Consider the following 17,470-nt stretch of genomic DNA (forward strand, 5'->3'; position numbering starts at 1 on the left):
ATTTAAAACACGATCACAGTTAGATAGCTTAAATGGAAAGCAACAAAAAATACTGGAAAGGTTTAGAAGAGCTGAACAATAGCCCCGAATTTGTTGAATTAAACAAAAACGAATTTGCTGAGCCTATACCTATCGAAGAAATATTGAGCGGAACAGGTTTAATGACCAAAACACCGCGCCGTAATTTCTTAAAGGCATTAGGTTTTGGCGTGGGTGCCGTATCGCTGGCAGCATGCGAAAAAGTGCCGGTGCATAAATCTATCCCATACTTAATAAAACCTGAAGAAATTACCCCGGGCATAGCCAACTACTATACCTCGAGTTTTGACGGGCACGCCATTTTGGTGAAAACCCGCGAAGGTCGTCCTATTAAAGTAGAAGGTAACCCGACAGACATTTTAGCGGGTGGTGGTTTGACCGCGCAGGCGCAGGCATCCGTTTTGGAATTGTATGATGTTAACCGTCTACAAAACCCTGTAAAGGACGGTGAACAAACTTCTTGGGATGCCGTCGATTACTTTGTTAAATCGCAATTGGCAACCATAAAGGCAGCCGGCAAACAAATACGTATCGTATCTTCAACCGTTAACAGCCCTTCAACTTTGGCTGTTATTGCCGATTTTATAAAGGCTTATCCTACAGCTAAACATTTTAACTACGATGCCGTATCGTATACCGGTATCATACAGGCCAACCAAAACAGTTTTGGTAAAGCAGTATTGCCGCACTACCGTTTTGATAAAGCCGATGTAATTGTAAGTTTTGGTGCCGACTTTTTAGGCTCATGGATATCGCAAGCCGAGTTTATGAAACAATATGTTTCAAACCGTAACTCAAAATCGCTGGCAGGCAAAAAAATGTCGCGACATATACAGTTTGAAACAGGTATGAGCGTAACAGGCTCAAACGCTGACGTACGTATTCCTATCAAACCATCCGAAGAAGGTATCGCGCTTATCGCTTTATATAATGCCATATCGGGCACAACCTTACCGGGCACCCAAAAACTGAATAACGACGTAGCTGAGAAATCGATTATGATTGCAGCTAAAGAGTTACAGGCAGCAAAAGGAAAAGCCCTGGTGGTTGCCGGTTCAAACGATGTTGCTACACAAGTATTAGTTAATGCTATCAACTCGCTTTTAGGCAGCTATGGCACTACTATCGATCTGGATAACACTTCGAACCAATTTGCAGGTAACGACCATGAAATGGCCGACCTGGTTACCGAAATGAAGAGCGGCGCTGTTGATGCCATCTTCTTCTTAAACGCTAACCCGGCTTATGATTATTATTTAGCTAAAGATTTTAAAGATGCTTTGGCAAAAGTAAAATTGAAAGTTTCCTTCTCCGACCACGGTAACAACGGCGAAGGTGTGAGCACATTAGGAGATGAAACATCTTCATTGTGTAACGTTATCGCTCCAAACCATCACTACCTCGAATCGTGGGGTGATGAAAACGTACTGGAAGGTTACTATACCATTGTACAACCCGCCATTAACCCGGTTTATAATACCCGCCAGGCCGAGCAAAGCTTATTGATTTGGAGCGATGCACCGGTTAAAGATTACTATACCTACGTGCGCAATGTATGGGATAAGGAATTATTGGCAAAAGGTGGTTTATCAGGCCAAAAGGGTTGGGAAACTTTGTTACAAACCGGTTCTGTTAAAGCCGCAGAGAAAACAGCATCAAGCTATACCTTTAGCAAAGACCTGACTGCCGTAGTTCAAAAAGTATTAGACCATAGCAAAGAAGTTACCGCCGATGGCGATAAAGTGGAGTTGCAGGTTTACCAAAGCTCGGTAATGCGCGATGGTAAAAAAGCAAATAACCCCTGGTTGCAGGAACTGCCTGACCCGGTATCGAAAGTTACCTGGGAAAACTACGCAGCCATCGCACCAAAATTTGGCGAGAAATTAGGTTATAAAGAAGGTGATGTATTAAAGGTTACTGTTAATGGTTACTCGGTTACATTGCCTATATTGTTCCAGCCGGGACAGGCTCAAGGTACTGTTTCGGTAGCTGTGGGTTATGGCCGCACATTGGCTGGTCCGGTAGGTAACGGCGCGGGTCAAAACGCATTCCCTTTCTATTCGTACCGTAACGGCACTATGCAAACTGCCGCTGTTGCTTCGATAGAAAAAACAGGCGACGTTTATACGCTCGCTCAAACACAAACGCACCACTCATACGAAGGCCGTACTGTTATACAGGAAACTACTTTCGATAAATATGTGAAAGACGCTTCATCGGGCAACCGAAGCGAACGCGAGCATAAAACTTATACCTTATGGGATGAGTACGAACGCCCGCAATACAACTGGGTAATGGCTATCGACCTGAACGCCTGTACCGGTTGCGGTGCCTGCGTGGTTGCTTGTAACGCCGAAAACAACGTGCCTGTTGTAGGTAAAGACGAAGTTCGTCGCCGCCGCGAAATGCACTGGATACGTATTGACCGTTACTACAGCTTTAACGAGAACGTAACTAAGGAAAAGGAAATCGATAAATTAGATAACCTTGACCATGTATCGGTTGTTTACCAACCCATGCTGTGCCAACATTGCGACCATGCACCTTGCGAAACTGTTTGCCCGGTATTGGCAACCGTTCACTCGAGCGAAGGTATCAACCACATGGCCTATAACCGTTGCGTAGGTACACGTTACTGCGCTAACAACTGCCCGTACAAAGTGCGCCGTTTTAACTGGTTCAACTACTGGAACGACAGTCGCTTTGACAACTACCTGAACAACGAGCATACACAATTGGTATTAAACCCGGATGTGGTAACACGTTTCCGTGGGGTAATGGAAAAATGCTCTATGTGTATCCAACGTATACAAGCCGGCAAATTGAAAGCTAAAATTGAAAAACGCCCCGTTAAGGATGGCGACATCAAAATGGCTTGCCAGCAAACCTGCCCAACAAACGCTATCGTGTTTGGTAACCTGAACGATGAAACATCGGAAGTTGCCCGTGCATTGAAGAGCGAAAGGACTTATTACGTATTGGAAGAACTAAACGTACAGCCGGGTATTGGTTACCAGGTTAAGGTAAGGAATACCAAAGAAACTGAAGCTTAATTTATACATCAATACAAAGAGATAAATATATATGGCATCTCATAGCGAATCGATAATCAGGGAACCGTTAATTACCGGCACAGATATAACCTATGCCAAGATAACTGACGATGTATTGGCCCCGGTTGAAAATACACCTACCAAAGCCTGGTGGATTGGCTTTATCATCTCATCAATAGCAGCATCGCTGTGGGTGTTTGCTGTAAGCTGGACATTTTGGTTCGGTATCGGCGAATGGGGTTTGAACAAAACAGTAGGCTGGGCCTGGGATATCACCGGTTTCGTGTGGTGGGTAGGTATCGGCCACGCCGGAACCTTGATTTCGGCCGTGTTATTGCTCTTCCGTCAAAACTGGCGTAACTCCATTAACCGCTCGGCCGAGGCGATGACCATCTTCGCGGTTATTTGCGCGGCTACTTATATCGTAGCGCACATGGGCCGCCCGTGGATGGCTGTTTATTCGTTACCATTGCCCAACCAATATGGTTCGCTTTGGGTAAACTTTAACTCACCATTGATTTGGGACGTATTCGCTATCTCGACATACTTCTCTGTATCATTAGTATTCTGGTACACCGGTTTATTGCCAGATATCGCTACCATCCGCGACCGTGCAAAAGGCTGGCGCCAAAAAATTTATTCTACCTTGTCTTTCGGTTGGACAGGTTCGGTAAAAACATGGCAACGTTTCGAAACCGTGTCGTTGATTTTGGCCGGTATATCAACACCGCTTGTACTTTCTGTTCACACTATTGTATCGATGGACTTTGCCACATCGTTGGAGCCGGGCTGGCATACCACTATTTTCCCGCCATACTTCGTTGCGGGTGCTATCTTTTCGGGTTTTGCCATGGTGCAAACGCTGTTATTGGTAACACGTAAAGTATTAGGATTAGAAAACTATATCACCATGTTCCACATCGAGTCGATGAACAAGATCATCATCCTGACCGGTTCGATAGTAGGTGTGGCTTATTTAACAGAGTTCTTCATCGCCTGGTATTCGGGTGTGGAATATGAGCAATACGCGTTCATCAACCGTGCTACGGGTCCGTACTGGTGGGCATACTGGAGTATGATGAGCTGTAACGTGATATCGCCGCAGTTGTTCTGGGTAAAAAAATGGCGTACCAGCATTCCGTTCTCGTGGGTATTATCTATCGTGGTAAACATTGGTATGTGGTTCGAGCGTTTCGTAATTATCGTAACCTCGCTGCACCGCGATTATATCCCATCGAGCTGGGCAATGTTCCATCCAACATGGGTTGAGGTAAGTATTTTCATCGGTTCTATCGGTGTGTTCTTTACCTTGTTCCTGTTGTTTATCCGTGTGCTGCCCTCTGTAGCTATGGCTGAAGTTAAATTGCTGCTCAAATCATCGAGCGAGCAAGCCAAAAAGAAAATCCTGACCGATGGGCACCAGGACGCTGAACAGGTTCAATTTTACAAAGAATCGTTAGAGAAGTTTGATAGTGTGGAAATGGCAGATTACCAAAAAGTATAAGCATGAGTAGTACAAAATTTATATTAGGCCTTTTTGATGATCCCGACGAAATGATGAACGGGATCCATAAATTACAGGAAAACAGCGTCCCTATTTACGATGTTTATACGCCAATGCCTATCCACGGTATCGACGCTAAATTGGGTATCAAAGACTCGCGTTTAGGTTATGCGGCATTTATGTTTGGCTGTACCGGCGGTACGGTAGCTTTCAGTATGTTGTATTACATGCTGGTGCACGATTGGCCTCAAAACATCGGCGGTAAGCCACACTTCGCTATTCCGGATTTTGTTCCAATCACTTTCGAGTGGACCGTATTGTTTACCGCCTTTGGTATGGTGGCCACGTTTTTTTACGCAACGCACCTGTTCCCGGGCCGCACGCCGAGGGTAATGGACCTAAGGGCAACCAACGACAGGTTTGTGATTGCGATAGATGCTAAAGGAAACATCCCCCACGAGGATATTACGAATATATTAAAAGAAGCAGGTGCTGTAGAAGTTAAGCACAACGACAGAAAATATGTTAGCTATGAATAAAATTAAAATATTGGGTGCAGCGGTCATTACTGTTACCGTTTCGTTGTTTGTTACCTCGTGTAAAGATAAACGGAGCACGGGATGGGAATATGCCCCTAATATGTATGAACACATTGCATACGACCCTGACCAAAAAAATCCAAACTTTAAGGATGGTAAAACCGCGCAATTGCCGCCGGCTGGTACAACCCCAGTTGGTTTTGTAAGGTTTGATTACCCGAATACCAAAGATGGGTACGAGTTGGCCGGCACCGAGGTTAAAAGCCCATTGCCGCAAACCGCGCAAAATTTTGCCGATGGTAAAGAGTTGTTCATTACATTTTGTTCACCTTGCCACGGCGAGAACGGACAAGGCGATGGTATAGTAACACAACATGGCTTTCCGCCGCCGCCATCGTATTCAAAAGGTATGTCATCGCGTGGTGGTGCTATGAAAGACCTTACCGATGGGAAAATTTACCATACAGTTACTTATGGTGTTAATGCAATGGGGTCGTACGCTTCGCAGCTAAACCCCGACGAGCGTTGGAAAGTGATCATGTATGTTCATCATTTACAAACTTTATAAGATTATTTATATTAATGGGAACTCATCATAGTAGTTTTGACGAAAAGTTCGAATTTGGAGGCAGGGCCAAAAACTTGAGCTTAATAGGTATTGCCATAGGCATTGTTGCCATAGCTTATGGTTTTTTCATGGGACATACCGAACGTACGTTTTCCAACCTGTTATTAATGGGTTATTACTTTGCCTGCGTTTGTATGGCCGGCGTGTTCTTTTGCGCTGTACAGTATGTTGCGCAGGCCGGTTGGTCGGCATCGTTGTTGCGTGTTCCGCAGGCATTTGCCAAGGTATTGCCTATAGCGGCTTTGGTATTGATATTGATAGCCGCCGCAGGTTTATATTTTACCCATCCTTTTGTTAACGAAGAAGGCAAAACGGTTATCGTGCCATACCTATATAAAATATGGGCTGCAAAAGGGGTAACAGATCCGCACAGCGAGGTTTACGATAAAATTATTGCCGGTAAATCATCGTTCTTAAATATCCCTTTCTTTTTTGGTCGTTTAATAGTATTTCTGGGCGTATATAGCATTTTTGGTTGGTTGCTGGTAAAATACTCGAACAACGAAGACACGTTGGGCGGTATGTTTAACTACAACAAGAGCTTTAAAATGGCTTGTATATTTTTGGTGATATTTGGTTTTACCACCCCGATTTTCGCTTTTGATACCATTATGTCGTTAGAAGCGCGTTGGTTCTCTACCATGTTTGGCTGGTATAACTTTGCGGCCATGTGGGTGAGCGGTTTGTGCGCCATAACCTTGGTGCTCATCTTGTTAAAACAAAAGGGCTACTTTAGCTGGGTAAGCGAAGACCATATCCACAACTTAGGCCAATTGATATTCGGTTTCTCTATCTTCTGGACGTACGTATGGTTCGCGCAGTTCCTGTTGATTTACTACGCCAACTTACCCGAAGAAGCTGTTTATTTTTACAAACGCTGGGAGCCTGAGTTTAAACCATGGTTCTGGTTAAATATTATCATCAACTTCCTGGCCCCGATATTATTGTTGATGGCAAGGGATTACAAACGCATGATACCGCGTGTAAAATATGTTTGTATATTGCTGTTGTGCGGTCACTGGTTAGATTATTATATGATGATTATGCCGGGTACAGTAGGTGCCCAGGGCCGTAGCTTTGGTGTAGAAGAAATCGGAATCGCATTGGGCTTCGCTGGTTTGTTCACCTTCCTGATGTTGAACGCGCTGAGCAAGTTCCAATCAACTATACCCAAAAAGCACCCTTTTTTACAAGAGAGTCTTCATCACCACATTTAATTAAAGGTTATACATATCAGGATACCAAAAAAACGATAGAATGGCATTCAAAAATATATTCAGGTTTAAAACATTATCAGCTGCAGCTGCAATGCTTTTGTTTGGTACAGCTACCGCGATGGCACAAACTGCGCCTGCCGCTCCCGCCGCAGCAGATGGCGACAGTGCCATGTGGATTGGTGTAGGTTACTATGTGCTGCTTTTTGTACTGGTAGCCATTATTGTTGGCATTGTAGGTAAAATACTGCGTGTTTACGATTTAACATCACAAATACAAGGTAAAAAGCCGATCAACTGGAACAATATAATGGGCATCCTGTTCATAGTGTTCCTGATAGCAGGGCTTTATGGTGCATATTGGGAGTTTACCGTACAAGGCACCATGACATTGCCCGAAGCAGCATCTAAACACGGTGTTGATATCGATAACATGTTTATGGTAACCTTTGGTATTACGGTAATCGTTTTTGTACTTACCCAGATATGTCTGTTCGGTTTTGCTTTCATTTACCGCGGGTCGGATAAACGTAAAGCCTACTTTTACCCCCATAACAACACCATCGAAAAAATATGGACCGTTATACCGGCCATCGTTTTGACCGTGTTGGTGATTACCGGCTTTTTTACCTGGAAAACCATTACCAACAGCAATGATGTAAAAGGTGATATGCCCGCCATGAACATTGATATTACCGGCCATCAGTTTGCATGGGAAATACGTTATCCCGGCAAGGATGGCAAATTGGGTGCAAAGGATTACAAACTTACTACAGCCACGAACAAAATTGGTGTTGATTTTAAAGATCAGGCCAGCTTTGACGATTTGGTTGCCGATACCATTGTATTGCCCGTTAACAGGCCGGTAAGGTTAAACATTATTGCGCAGGATGTGATACATAGCGTGTACATGCCGCACTTCCGCGTGCAGATCAACGCGGTACCGGGCTTGCCTACCTACTTTAAATTTACACCAACCATTACCACAATGGATATGCGCAGCAGGTTAGATGACGGTAAATTTGAGTACCTTTTATATTGCAACAAAATTTGCGGAGGCGCCCACTATAACATGCAAAAAATTGTGCGTGTGGTTACCGAGTCGGAATACGAAGCGTGGCTTGCCCATCAAAAACCTTATTTGAACGATGCTTTGAAAAAGGAACTAAAGATGGTGGATGCAAACCAACCACAAGCACCGGCCCAAAACAGATTAGCATTAAATAATTAATATACTAAGATAGCGATTATGTCAACATTAGCAGTTCACGATCATGGGGTTGAAAGTCATGATCACGATCACGAACATCATCACCACGATACTTTTTTAACTAAATACGTATTTAGTCAGGATCATAAAATGATCGCCAAACAATTCCTGATTACAGGGATTACCATGGCGTTTATTGCGATGACATTGTCTATCCTCTTCCGTATACAGTTGGCTTATCCCGATAAAACATTCCCTTTATTGCACACCCTGTTGGGGCGTTTTGCTCCGGAAGGCCGCATCGACCCTAACTTTTACATGTCGCTGGTTACCATACACGGTACCATCATGGTGTTCTTTGTATTAACGGCCGGTTTGAGCGGTACTTTTAGTAACCTGCTCATCCCATTGCAATTAGGCGCAAGGGATATGGCATCGCCATTTTTAAACATGCTTTCGTACTGGGCGTTCTTTTTGGCCAGTGTGATCATGCTATCCTCATTCTTTGTACAAAAAGGTCCTGCAAGCGGTGGCTGGACTATTTATCCTCCCTTATCAGCATTGCCAAAAGCTATGCCGGGTTCGGGCGAAGGTATGACCCTATGGCTCATCAGTATGGTATTGTTCGTAGCATCATCGCTAATGGGTGGTATCAACTATGTAAGTACTGTATTGAACATGCGTACCAAAGGCATGGACCTTTGGAAAATGCCATTGACCATCTGGGCGTTCTTTTTAACAGCTATATTAGGAGTATTGTCTTTCCCGGTATTGGTTGCTGGTGTAGTATTGCTGATATTCGACCGTAGTTTTGGTACAAGTTTCTACCTGTCCGAAATTGTTGTTCAAGGGCAGGTAATGCCTTTCGAAGGTGGTAGTCCGATATTGTTCGAACACTTATTCTGGTTCCTGGGCCACCCCGAAGTATACATCGTAATTATGCCTGCATTGGGTATATCATCCGAAATTATCTCGACCAACTCGCGTAAGCCGATTTTTGGTTATCATGCCATGGTTTACTCGTTGATCGGTATATCGGTTCTATCGTTCATAGTATGGGGGCACCACATGTTTGTTACGGGTATGAACCCGTTCCTGGGCGGTGTGTTCATGATAACGACCCTGATCATCGCGGTACCATCGGCTGTAAAAACATTCAACTATTTGGCTACCCTGTGGCGCGGTAACATCAGGTTTACGCCTGCCATGCTATTCGCAATCGGTTTGGTGTCATTCTTTATATCCGGTGGTTTAACCGGTCTGTTTTTAGGTAACGCCGCTTTGGACATTAACCTGCACGATACTTACTTTGTGGTTGCCCACTTCCACCTGGTAATGGGTTCGGCTGCTATATTTGGTATGTTGGCCGGTGTTTACCATTGGTTCCCTAAAATGTTTGGTCGTTTAATGGACGAAAAATTGGGATACCTGCACTTCTGGTTAACCTTTATAGGTGCTTACCTGGTGTTCTTCCCGATGCACTTTATGGGCCTTGATGGCGTGCCACGTAGATATTATGCCTTTACGGAGTTCCCGTCGATGGCACGCTGGTTGTCGGTTAACGTATTTATCACATGGGCAGCAATCATGTCGGGAGTGGCACAAATAGCTTTCCTGTTCAACTTTGTTTATTCGATATTCTGGGGTAAAAAAACAACGCAAAACCCATGGGGTTCGAATACTTTGGAATGGACAGCCCCTGTAGAGCATTTACATGGGAACTGGCCGGGCGAAATACCAACCGTTTACCGTTGGCCTTACGATTACAGCAAGCCGGGACATCATGAAGATTTTATCCCTCAAACCGTACCCTATTCGGAAACAATGAGTTCGAATTTGTCGCACGATTTTGAGGATAACGAGGCCGGTCTGGAGGCATTCAAAAAATGGCAAATAGCCAATCCGCCCCGCGAAGAAGTAAAATAACATAACAATAATCTGATTTTTTGGGGTATCTGGCCAAGGATGTATTTCCTGAACAGGTACCCCAAATTTTTAGAAAGGACCTGATGAATATATCGCCCGAGAAAAAGAGGTTTCAAAAAGTCAATCTGCTCACTATTTTATCGCTGTTTGTATTGATACTTGCAGGCGGTGTAGTACGAAGTACAGGTTCGGGAATGGGCTGCCCCGATTGGCCGAAGTGCTTTGACCAATACGTACCACCAACCGATGCATCGCAAATACCCAAAGATTACAAGGAGAAATACGTAGCAAAAAGGGTAGCTAAAAACCTGCGTTTTGCGCATACGCTCGATGTATTTGGCTTTACCGATTTGGCCCTTCGTATCCGTAACGACAAATCAATTTTAGTACCCGAAGATTTTAACGCTGCCCGCACCTGGACCGAGTACATCAACCGCTTGATGGGCGTAACATCGGGTATATTTTTATTGCTTACGGCCTATTTCTCGTTCACATATTTTAAACAAAAAAAACGCATCGTTTTTGCCAGCGTCGGCAATATCTTCCTTGTTGGTTTTCAGGGATGGCTGGGTGGTATCGTGGTATCTACCAACTTGGTGGAGTGGATAGTTACCGTGCATATGCTGCTTGCTTTGGCTATACTGGCTTTAAGCATATACACCTACTATGCCGCAAACATTGCGGGTAACAGTGTGCCTGTTAAAACTCAAGGTATAGTACGTTTTGTGGCAGTGATCGTGTTGCTATTAAGCATTGTGCAAATCACCATCGGCACGGGTGTGCGCGAGGTAATTGATACTGTTTCGGGCAGGCTGCAAGGTCAGGGTCGCGATACCTGGATAACCGAAGCCGGAAATATTTTTAACAACCACCGCAATTTGGCCATTTGGGTAATGATAGCCAATGTGGTGTTGTATGCTTTGATACGCCGGGGTTTTAGTCGCCATTCGGTGCAGCAACAGGTAATGAGTTTCAGCTTTTTAGCTATTATGTTGCAAATTGTATCGGGTGTTGTTTTGGAGCACCTCAGTTTGCCGCCCGCTGCGCAAGCCATACATATTATTTTGGCAAGCTTGCTTTTTGGGGCGCAGTTTTACCTGTTGCTTAATTTATGGCGCAGCGCTAAAGTTTGGGGGGAACCGGCATGAAGTTGAGCGATTTTTCTAAACTCATTAAATTCCGGTTGACCTTTTTGGTGGTCTTTTCGGCATCTATATCCTTTTTGATAGGAAGCAAAGTAAACGGCGTTATCGAATGGAAAAGCTGGGGTATGTTGATTGCCGGAGGTTTTTTGGTTACAGCCGCTGCCAATTGTTTTAACGAGATGATAGAAAAAGACCTCGACAAGCTGATGAAACGCACCGCCGACAGGCCCCTCCCTTCCGGCCGCATGATGACCGGGCAGGCATTGGTCTTAGGTTTGCTGATGGGTATATCTGGCACGGCAATGTTGTTCAACCTCAACCCAACCGCAGGGTACTTGGCTATCTTTTCGATATTTTTATATGCCTTTGCTTATACCCCTTTAAAACGTAAATCGCCTATCGCAGTGTTTGTTGGCGCAATACCCGGCGCATTACCGCCACTAATTGGTTATGTTGCCGCCCATCCAAAAATTGATGAGATAGCACTGGTATTGTTCGGTATACAGTTTGTATGGCAGTTCCCGCATTTTTGGGCTATTGCCTGGGTGCTGGACGATGATTATAAACTGGCCGGGTTCAGGTTGTTGCCAACAGGTAAAAGAAACCTGGTGAGCGCTATAATAACTTTTATAATTACCGTAATTTTGGTGCCGGTAAGCCTGTTGCCAACGTTCATGGGATTCGGCGGTTATGTAATAGGCGGTGTTTCGCTGATAAGCAGTTTGCTATTTTTATACCTCGCGTTTAATTTAATGCGCACTTTGGAAATCCAATCGGCAAAAAAACTGATGTACGGTTCATTCTTCTATTTACCGTTGGTACAACTGGTTTTACTGTTCGATTTTATGGGGAAAATTAAATCATGATTATGGCTCAAATACAACAAGAAGACAAGCTTGACCTTGCGCCCAAAAAATTTAACATGTGGTTATTCATCTTCACCTCATTTATGTTTTTTGCGGCCTTAACCAGCGGCTTTATCGTTTACTCGGGCGGGTCGGGCAAGGGGATCAAAATTATCCTGCCTCATGCCTTTATGTATAGCACCGCCGTCATCATTATCAGCAGTGTTACGTTGTTCATTGCATCGCGGGCAGCCAAACAATTGCAGTTTGAAAAGCAACGGCTCTTTTTATGGCTAACGGCTATATTGGGCATCGCTTTTTTGGCCATACAGATATACGCATGGGTTCTTTTGGTGAATATGAAGGTATACCTGGTAAACAGCAATGCCTCGCAAAGCTTTATTTACATGTTTACAGGGATGCACCTTTTGCATGTTATTGCAGGCCTTGGTTTGTTGTTTCGTGCCCTTTCGGGGAGTTATAAGAACATTCCGCAGGTTAAAAATCTGTTCCGCATGGAGTTTGCCGGTATTTTTTGGCATTTTATTGATATTATATGGATTTATCTCTATGTTTTTTTACTTTTGAACCAATACTAAAAATTACAAACTAATTGCAATGAGTACAGCAGTTTCAGAAATCGACGAAGTTAAAACAACTCCATGGGCCGGCGGACATTCTCCGTTTAACGTGGAATACGGAAAGATCATGATGTGGTTTTTCCTGTTATCAGATGCCTTTACCTTTTCGTCGCTATTAATAGCATACGGTGCGCTACGTTTCAGTTCGAACGCGTGGCCTGCTGCCGATAAAATTTTCCAATCTGTACCTTTTGTAGTTGACAAAGGCTATCCGCTGGTTTTTGTTGGTATCATGACGTTTATCCTCATCATGAGCTCGGTAACCATGGTATTAGCCGTTGAAGCCGGCCACCGTAATGCCAAGAAAGAAGTAGCCTGGTGGATGGTGGCAACCATCATTGGTGGTTTTATGTTTCTGGGGTGCCAGGCTGCCGAATGGACGCACCTACATGGCGAAGGGTTTTGGTGGGGAAGTATCCCTAATATGGAAAAACTGAAAGAGTTTTTTGAAGGGCAGGCGGTTGTTTCTACTGCTTATTCGCAACAATTTGCAAACTTATTCTTCACCATCACAGGTTTCCATGGTTTCCACGTATTTAGCGGGGTTATCATCAATATCGTTATCCTTATCAATGTGTTAAAAGGCACATATGAAAAACGCGGGAGCTACTTGATGGTCGAAAAAGTGGGCTTGTACTGGCACTTTGTAGATCTTGTTTGGGTATTCGTATTTACATTCTTCTATTTAGTTTAATTTATTAATCTGATTTTATTTATGTCATCAGAAGCAGCACATACACACGCCGAGGGCGAAGTTCACGAAGAAACAATGACCAAATCAAAAATTTGGAATGTATTCTTCATCTTATTGGGTATTACGGCGGTAGAGTTTATCATCGCTTTGTACCTGGTGCCGCACGGTATTTTTACATACCATGCCGCTAACCCTATCTATATTGTTTTAACATTAGCTAAAGCGTTTTTTATTGTAGCCTACTTTATGCACTTAAAATTCGAAAAAGTAGCGCTCATCTATACCATCATCGTACCGATACTGTTCATTATCGGTTTGATTTTGGTATTGACCAACGAAAGCCATCATTGGATAGACGTTTGGAGGCCATAATTGGTTAATCAATGAAACCATCGCGGGCAATTGCTGCGCTAAAAAAGATTATAGTCCTGGTATTGATATTAGCAGTACCGGCATTTTTATATTATTTACTCACCGTTAAAGGTAAAAACCGCTATAAACCGCTGCCTGTTTACGGGCCAAAAGCGGTGGCTAAAACCTTTCACAAATTTCACGGGCAGGTAATATACGATACCATTTACCACACCATTCCTGATTTTACGCTGACAGACCAAAACGGTAAAAAGGTTAACTTTGAAACTCTGAAAGGTAAGATACTTGTGGTGAGCTTTTTTTATACGCATGGCCCGCAGATGTGTGATAATGTGAACCGGAACATCGATTCACTGACAAAGGATTACGCGAAAAACAAATTGCTGCGCTTTGTATCCATCACCATCGACCCGCTACGCGATGGTGTGCCGGTAATCAGTAATTACGCCACCCGTTTAAAAGCCGACCCGGAGCATTGGAAGTTTTTAACCGGCGATACAACACAGGTTTATAACCTGGCACGCAACGGTTTATTAGTGAATGAATTTAAAACGGGCGACGATTTTATATATAGCGATAAAGTGGTGTTAGTTGATGCCGACAGACGGATTAGAGGTTATTATTCGGGCACATCGATAACCGACATGCTGCGGCTCAGCGACGAAATAAAAGTGCAAATAGCCGAAGAGTTGCGGAAGGTGAAAGCCCCCGAAATGTAATAGACACGTTTACAATTTTTTTATGACAGATAAATTTATTTTTCGTTTTGTGGCGGGCATATCCGTCTTCGTTTTTTTAGTGGTTTTAATATTGAACCGTAAAATCATCCCCGCACCGGCGGTGTTGCCTTCGTTTACCTACTTTTTGCCCAAACTCAATGCCATATTGAATGGTACCTGCAGTATTTTATTGCTGATATCGCTCTATTTTATCATGCAGAAAAACATTGCCATGCACAAACGGGTAAATATATTGGCTTTTATCTTGTCGTCGTTGTTTCTGGTATCGTACATTCTTTTCCATTACCTGGCCCCCGAAACCAGATATGGTGACCTGGACGGTGATGGCGTGTTATCGGCCTCCGAGATTGATGCGGCAGGGTTTATGCGATATTTTTATTATGTTATCCTCATTTCACACATCATACTGGCTGCCGCCGTATTGCCTTTGATTTTACTGAGCTTTTATCGCGGTCTGCAAATGCAGGTAGAAAAGCATAAAAAGCTGGTGCATTGGGCATATCCCATTTGGTTGTATGTTACCGTAACTGGTGTAATTGTGTATCTGATGATATCACCCTATTATCATTTTTAACTTTAATTTGAGTAAATTTGCCCTATGAAATTGCTAAGGATATTGGTGCTTTTTGTAGTATTCGCCATTGTGGTATCGGGCGCTTTACCTGCAATGGCGCAGTGTTCGGTATGCTCAACCAATGTGGCTACCAACGCTCATAGCGGCGCTAACACAACTAAAGGCTTAAACAATGGTATTGTTTACCTGCTTGCGGCACCTTACCTTGCAGTAGGTGCTATTGGCTTTTTATGGTACAAAAAATACCGCCGTAAAAATGTGAGCCTTAACATGCGCAACGACAAGATACATCTGAATTAAAACATCCCGGTATACCCCGGACAGTAATACATATAAAATGCCCCAAACTCCGAAATCATGGGCTATGCTCCATTGCAAATGCCCCCGCTGCCGCCGCGGCGATATGTTTAAGGGCGGCATGTACAGTTTCGGCACCAATAAAATAAACGAGAACTGCCCGCATTGCAACATGAAGTTCGAGATTGAGCCGGGCTATTTTTACGCAGCTATGTATGTAAGCTACGCGCTGAATGTAATGTATGCCGGAATATTATGGACGCTTACCTACCAGATAACCCATAACACCACTTCGCCCTGGTTGTACATCGGTGTAATTTTGGGTGGATGTTTTATATTGGCCCCTGTTTCGTTCAGGTATTCGCGGGTGTTTTTGTTATACTGGCTATCGCCCAAAGTGCACTATAACCCAAGTTTAGATACCGATGATTCAATCAGCCACACTTGATTTTTTAAAAGATCTGGCCGAGAATAATAACCGCGAGTGGTTTGCCGATAATAAAGCCCGGTTTGATAAAGCCAAAGACAATGTTGTTGACTTTACAGCCGAGCTGATCAAAGAACTAAAAGCGATCAATCCGGCTTTATCTACAGACATCGACCCCAAAAAATGTGTGATGCGGATATACCGCGACATCCGGTTCAGTCTCGATAAAACACCCTACAAAAACAACTTCGGGATAGGCAAACTTCAACCGGGCAATAAAAGCGAAAACATCGGCTTTTATGTACAAGTACAACCCGGCCGCTGCCTGGCTGGTGGTGGATATTGGATGCCGGAAGCTGCCGATCTCAAAGCCATCAGGCAGGAAATTGATTATAATGCCGAAGAGCTAAAAAAAATAATCGATGCGCCCGCGTTTAAAAAACTGTTTGGTGAGTTTCGCGATCAGGAGCAGTTAAAGACCTTGCCCCGTGACTATGATGCCGATAACGAAAATATCAGCCTGCTAAAATTAAAAAGCTTTGCAGCATTACATATAATTTCGGATGAAGATATGATGAAAAAGGATTCGCCAAAGCTGGTGGCTGGCGTGTTAGCTAATATTTATCCGCTAACGGTGTTTTTAAATAGTGCAATTGTTTAACTTTAGTGTCAACTAAAACCATCGCCGCCTAAAGATGTTAATTTTTAAACGGCACACAATATTAACAGTATATGAAATTTAAACACGTATTACTTTTAGCGCTCCTCTGCGCCACTTTACACTCTTGCCAGATACTATCCAACAAAAAATATAAAGCGCTGCTTGCCACACAAGATTCGCTGCGTAACCGCACCGTTTCCTTAGAAGACCAGGTGGCAAAACTACAGGCCGACACCGCCAGGCTACACCGGCAGATAGCTGACCTGAAAGGCAATATTGATGCGCTGAACGGAAAGATAGCCGACCAAAATGCCAAATACGCCGACTTAGACAAAAAATACACCGATCTGAACAGCACCTATAATACTACCACCAGCAAAGTGAGTCAGCTATCCAGCGACCTGCAAAAGCGCGAAGCCCGTTTAAAGGAAGTGGAAGAGATTTTGCGTAAACGCGATGAGGCGACCAATGCGTTAAAAGAAAAACTACAGGCAGCCTTGTTAGGCTTCCAGGAAAAAGGCTTAACGGTGGATATCCGTAACGGAAAGGTGTATGTTTCGTTGACCGATAAGCTGTTGTTCCCATCAGGTAGTATAACCATCGACGAGAAAGGCAAAGCCGCACTCAAACAACTGGCTGTGGTGCTCAATAAGGAAACTGACATCAATATTTCGGTAGAGGGGCATACCGACAATAAAAAGGTGGTGAGCCTTGGTCAGATAAAAGATAACTGGGATTTGAGCGTATTGCGCGCTACCTCAGTAACACGTTACCTAACCGAGGTGGAGAATGTCGCCCCCGAGCGTTTAACCGCAACGGGCAAAGGGCAGTATCAGCCAATAGATACCGGAACCACGGCAGATGCCCTTGCCAAAAACCGGAGGATAGAGATTGTGCTCTCGCCAAAGCTCGACGAGTTGTATAACCTCATTTCAAAATAAATTTAAGAGCTCCCCGAGAA

Annotated in this window: 18 protein-coding genes; all 18 read left to right on the forward strand. The window is 43.9% G+C overall.

Annotation, left to right across the window (positions count from 1 at the left end; translation table 11 throughout):
* Nucleotides 1–32: 32 nt before the first annotated feature.
* The 18 genes from QZX97_RS10620 to QZX97_RS10705 all read left to right on the forward strand — a co-directional run bounded on the left by QZX97_RS10620 (nucleotide 33) and on the right by QZX97_RS10705 (nucleotide 17,450).
* Nucleotides 33–3,092 (forward strand): TAT-variant-translocated molybdopterin oxidoreductase, encoded by a 3,060-nt coding sequence (locus QZX97_RS10620; RefSeq protein ID WP_295649912.1) that lies wholly within the window; start codon nucleotides 33–35, stop codon nucleotides 3,090–3,092.
* A 31-nt stretch (nucleotides 3,093–3,123) separates the two neighbouring features.
* The gene (nrfD, locus tag QZX97_RS10625; protein WP_295649910.1) at nucleotides 3,124–4,596 is read left to right on the forward strand and encodes an NrfD/PsrC family molybdoenzyme membrane anchor subunit; all 1,473 of its coding nucleotides are present in this window, start codon (nucleotides 3,124–3,126) and stop codon (nucleotides 4,594–4,596) included.
* A gap of 2 nt (nucleotides 4,597–4,598) precedes the next feature.
* Nucleotides 4,599–5,135 carry a DUF3341 domain-containing protein gene (locus QZX97_RS10630; protein ID WP_295649907.1) on the forward strand — a complete coding sequence of 179 codons (537 nt, stop codon included), beginning with the start codon at nucleotides 4,599–4,601 and terminating at the stop codon, nucleotides 5,133–5,135.
* On the forward strand, nucleotides 5,119–5,703 hold the full coding sequence (locus QZX97_RS10635) for a cytochrome c (RefSeq protein WP_295649905.1): 585 nt from the start codon (nucleotides 5,119–5,121) through the stop codon (nucleotides 5,701–5,703). The genes QZX97_RS10630 and QZX97_RS10635 overlap by 17 nt, the downstream gene beginning before the upstream one ends.
* A gap of 14 nt (nucleotides 5,704–5,717) precedes the next feature.
* Complete coding sequence (locus QZX97_RS10640; RefSeq protein WP_295649902.1) at nucleotides 5,718–6,980, forward strand: quinol:cytochrome C oxidoreductase; 1,263 nt, start codon at nucleotides 5,718–5,720, stop codon at nucleotides 6,978–6,980.
* 40 nt (nucleotides 6,981–7,020) lie between these two features.
* Nucleotides 7,021–8,208: a cytochrome c oxidase subunit II gene (locus QZX97_RS10645; RefSeq protein WP_295649899.1), complete on the forward strand. Its 1,188-nt coding sequence runs from the start codon at nucleotides 7,021–7,023 to the stop codon at nucleotides 8,206–8,208.
* 18 nt (nucleotides 8,209–8,226) lie between these two features.
* Nucleotides 8,227–10,113 (forward strand): cbb3-type cytochrome c oxidase subunit I, encoded by a 1,887-nt coding sequence (locus QZX97_RS10650; protein WP_295649896.1) that lies wholly within the window; start codon nucleotides 8,227–8,229, stop codon nucleotides 10,111–10,113.
* Nucleotides 10,114–10,133: 20 nt separating this feature from the next.
* Nucleotides 10,134–11,261 carry a COX15/CtaA family protein gene (locus QZX97_RS10655; RefSeq protein ID WP_363152344.1) on the forward strand — a complete coding sequence of 376 codons (1,128 nt, stop codon included), beginning with the start codon at nucleotides 10,134–10,136 and terminating at the stop codon, nucleotides 11,259–11,261.
* A complete protein-coding gene (cyoE, locus tag QZX97_RS10660; RefSeq protein WP_295649893.1) occupies nucleotides 11,258–12,124 on the forward strand; it encodes a heme o synthase in 867 nt (288 codons plus the stop codon). The genes QZX97_RS10655 and cyoE overlap by 4 nt, the downstream gene beginning before the upstream one ends.
* A gap of 2 nt (nucleotides 12,125–12,126) precedes the next feature.
* Nucleotides 12,127–12,702: a cytochrome c oxidase subunit 3 gene (locus QZX97_RS10665; protein WP_295649890.1), complete on the forward strand. Its 576-nt coding sequence runs from the start codon at nucleotides 12,127–12,129 to the stop codon at nucleotides 12,700–12,702.
* 19 nt (nucleotides 12,703–12,721) lie between these two features.
* Nucleotides 12,722–13,438 (forward strand): cytochrome c oxidase subunit 3, encoded by a 717-nt coding sequence (locus QZX97_RS10670; protein WP_295649887.1) that lies wholly within the window; start codon nucleotides 12,722–12,724, stop codon nucleotides 13,436–13,438.
* A gap of 21 nt (nucleotides 13,439–13,459) precedes the next feature.
* Entirely contained in the window at nucleotides 13,460–13,810 is a 351-nt protein-coding gene (locus tag QZX97_RS10675; RefSeq protein WP_295649885.1) for a cytochrome C oxidase subunit IV family protein, read from the forward strand.
* A gap of 11 nt (nucleotides 13,811–13,821) precedes the next feature.
* Nucleotides 13,822–14,529, forward strand: coding sequence for an SCO family protein (locus QZX97_RS10680; RefSeq protein ID WP_295649884.1), 708 nt, complete (start codon nucleotides 13,822–13,824; stop codon nucleotides 14,527–14,529).
* 22 nt (nucleotides 14,530–14,551) lie between these two features.
* Nucleotides 14,552–15,124, forward strand: a complete 573-nt coding sequence (locus QZX97_RS10685) for a DUF420 domain-containing protein (RefSeq protein WP_295649881.1) — start codon at nucleotides 14,552–14,554, stop codon at nucleotides 15,122–15,124.
* Between the two features lie 24 nt (nucleotides 15,125–15,148).
* Nucleotides 15,149–15,424, forward strand: a complete 276-nt coding sequence (locus QZX97_RS10690) for a hypothetical protein (protein WP_295649878.1) — start codon at nucleotides 15,149–15,151, stop codon at nucleotides 15,422–15,424.
* Nucleotides 15,425–15,461: 37 nt separating this feature from the next.
* Nucleotides 15,462–15,869 carry a DUF983 domain-containing protein gene (locus QZX97_RS10695; protein WP_295649876.1) on the forward strand — a complete coding sequence of 136 codons (408 nt, stop codon included), beginning with the start codon at nucleotides 15,462–15,464 and terminating at the stop codon, nucleotides 15,867–15,869.
* Nucleotides 15,847–16,509: a DUF2461 domain-containing protein gene (locus tag QZX97_RS10700; RefSeq protein ID WP_295649874.1), complete on the forward strand. Its 663-nt coding sequence runs from the start codon at nucleotides 15,847–15,849 to the stop codon at nucleotides 16,507–16,509. Before QZX97_RS10695 ends, QZX97_RS10700 begins: the two co-directional genes overlap by 23 nt.
* A 71-nt stretch (nucleotides 16,510–16,580) precedes the next feature.
* On the forward strand, nucleotides 16,581–17,450 hold the full coding sequence (locus tag QZX97_RS10705; protein WP_295649872.1) for an OmpA family protein: 870 nt from the start codon (nucleotides 16,581–16,583) through the stop codon (nucleotides 17,448–17,450).
* Nucleotides 17,451–17,470: the final 20 nt, after the last annotated feature.

The organism is uncultured Mucilaginibacter sp., from assembly GCF_903893715.1.
Lineage (GTDB): Bacteria > Bacteroidota > Bacteroidia > Sphingobacteriales > Sphingobacteriaceae > Mucilaginibacter.

What these genes read in the sequence shown, in the direction of transcription:
- QZX97_RS10705 (WP_295649872.1), top strand. Translation starts at nt 16,581, where the DNA reads ATGAAATTTAAACACGTATTACTTTTAGCGCTCCTCTGCGCCACTTTA.
- QZX97_RS10635 (WP_295649905.1), top strand. Translation starts at nt 5,119, where the DNA reads ATGTTAGCTATGAATAAAATTAAAATATTGGGTGCAGCGGTCATTACT.
- QZX97_RS10680 (WP_295649884.1), top strand. Translation starts at nt 13,822, where the DNA reads ATGAAACCATCGCGGGCAATTGCTGCGCTAAAAAAGATTATAGTCCTG.
- QZX97_RS10640 (WP_295649902.1), top strand. Translation starts at nt 5,718, where the DNA reads ATGGGAACTCATCATAGTAGTTTTGACGAAAAGTTCGAATTTGGAGGC.
- QZX97_RS10665 (WP_295649890.1), top strand. Translation starts at nt 12,127, where the DNA reads ATGGCTCAAATACAACAAGAAGACAAGCTTGACCTTGCGCCCAAAAAA.
- QZX97_RS10695 (WP_295649876.1), top strand. Translation starts at nt 15,462, where the DNA reads ATGCCCCAAACTCCGAAATCATGGGCTATGCTCCATTGCAAATGCCCC.
- QZX97_RS10650 (WP_295649896.1), top strand. Translation starts at nt 8,227, where the DNA reads ATGTCAACATTAGCAGTTCACGATCATGGGGTTGAAAGTCATGATCAC.
- QZX97_RS10700 (WP_295649874.1), top strand. Translation starts at nt 15,847, where the DNA reads ATGATTCAATCAGCCACACTTGATTTTTTAAAAGATCTGGCCGAGAAT.
- QZX97_RS10670 (WP_295649887.1), top strand. Translation starts at nt 12,722, where the DNA reads ATGAGTACAGCAGTTTCAGAAATCGACGAAGTTAAAACAACTCCATGG.
- cyoE (WP_295649893.1), top strand. Translation starts at nt 11,258, where the DNA reads ATGAAGTTGAGCGATTTTTCTAAACTCATTAAATTCCGGTTGACCTTT.
- nrfD (WP_295649910.1), top strand. Translation starts at nt 3,124, where the DNA reads ATGGCATCTCATAGCGAATCGATAATCAGGGAACCGTTAATTACCGGC.
- QZX97_RS10685 (WP_295649881.1), top strand. Translation starts at nt 14,552, where the DNA reads ATGACAGATAAATTTATTTTTCGTTTTGTGGCGGGCATATCCGTCTTC.
- QZX97_RS10690 (WP_295649878.1), top strand. Translation starts at nt 15,149, where the DNA reads ATGAAATTGCTAAGGATATTGGTGCTTTTTGTAGTATTCGCCATTGTG.
- QZX97_RS10645 (WP_295649899.1), top strand. Translation starts at nt 7,021, where the DNA reads ATGGCATTCAAAAATATATTCAGGTTTAAAACATTATCAGCTGCAGCT.
- QZX97_RS10675 (WP_295649885.1), top strand. Translation starts at nt 13,460, where the DNA reads ATGTCATCAGAAGCAGCACATACACACGCCGAGGGCGAAGTTCACGAA.
- QZX97_RS10630 (WP_295649907.1), top strand. Translation starts at nt 4,599, where the DNA reads ATGAGTAGTACAAAATTTATATTAGGCCTTTTTGATGATCCCGACGAA.
- QZX97_RS10620 (WP_295649912.1), top strand. Translation starts at nt 33, where the DNA reads ATGGAAAGCAACAAAAAATACTGGAAAGGTTTAGAAGAGCTGAACAAT.